The 1,332-nt window shown below is 63.9% G+C and carries 1 protein-coding gene; it reads left to right on the forward strand.

Annotated elements, in window-relative coordinates:
* Window positions 1-1,332 (forward strand): IS66 family transposase (gene tnpC, locus DevBK_RS20980; protein WP_317186942.1); only part of this gene is annotated, 1,332 nt, incomplete at both ends.

Raw genomic sequence — 1,332 nt, forward strand, 5'->3', positions numbered from 1 at the left:
CCTGACCAGTTCGAACTGGCGCTGGAAGATCTGGAAACGGCCATCGCGGTTATCCATGCCGAAGAAGACGCCGAGGATCGCGTCGCTCGAGGGCCGGCCAAACCGCGCAATGCCAACCGTGGTTCGCTGCCCAAGCACTTGCCGCGGATCGAAGAGATCATCGAACCCGAGAGCTTGATCTGTGGCTGCGGCGGCGGTCTGCACTGCATTGGAGAAGACGTCTCCGAGCGGCTCGACGTGATCCCGGCCCAGTTCCGCGTGATTGTCACCCGGCGTCCCAAATATGCCTGCCGAGCCTGCACGGACGGCGTGGTGCAGGCGCCAGCGCCCACTCGGCTGATCCCTGGCGGGCTGCCGACCGAGGCCACCGTCGCCCATGTTCTGGTCAGCAAATATGCCGATCATCTGCCGCTTTATCGCCAGGCGCAAATCTTTAGCCGTCAGGGCGTTGATCTGGACCGCTCAACCCTTGCCGACTGGGTCGGCCGGGCCGCCTTCGAGCTGCGTCCGGTGTACAACGCCCTGATGGCGGACCTGAAACGGTCATCCAAGCTGTTCATGGACGAAACCCGTGCGCCGGTGCTTGATCCTGGGGCCCGAAAAACCAAGACCGGTTACTTCTGGGCCCTTGCTCGAGACGATCGGCCCTGGAGTGGCACCGCGCCACCCGGTGTTGCCTTCACCTATGCCCCGGGCCGGGGTGGCCTTCATGCCGAACGGATCTTGCAGGGCTTTGGCGGCATCCTGCAGGTGGATGGCTATGCCGGCTATAACCGGCTGATCGCGCCCGGCCGCGTCGGCGCGGATATACAGCTTGCCTATTGCTGGGCCCATGCCCGTCGCAAGCTGTTTGAGATCACGCGCGCCGGTACCACCCCGATTGCCGAAGAGGGTGTACGGCTCATCGGCGACCTCTATGCCATCGAAGCCGAGATCCGAGGCCTCCGGCCGGATGCCCGCCTTGCCGCTCGCCAGGAACGATCTGGACCAGCTGTCGCGCTGATACGGGAATGGCTCGATCATCATCGCGCCCGCGTCTCGGCGAAAGCGCCCCTTGGGGAAGCCTTGAGCTACATCGCCAAATACTGGACTGGGCTTGCGCTATTCCTGGCCGATGGCCGCATCGAGCTCGACAACAATGCCGTTGAGCGCACCATCCGCCCGATTGCGCTGAACCGGAAGAACGCGCTCTTTGCTGGCCATGATGCCGGTGCCGAAAACTGGGCAGTCATCGCCTCGCTGATCGAAACCTGCAAGCTCAATGGCGTCGATCCCTACGCTTGGCTCGCCACGACCCTCCGCGCCATCGTGAGCGACCACAAGCAGAGCCGC

Source organism: Devosia sp. BK (assembly GCF_032907385.1).
GTDB lineage: Bacteria > Pseudomonadota > Alphaproteobacteria > Rhizobiales > Devosiaceae > Devosia.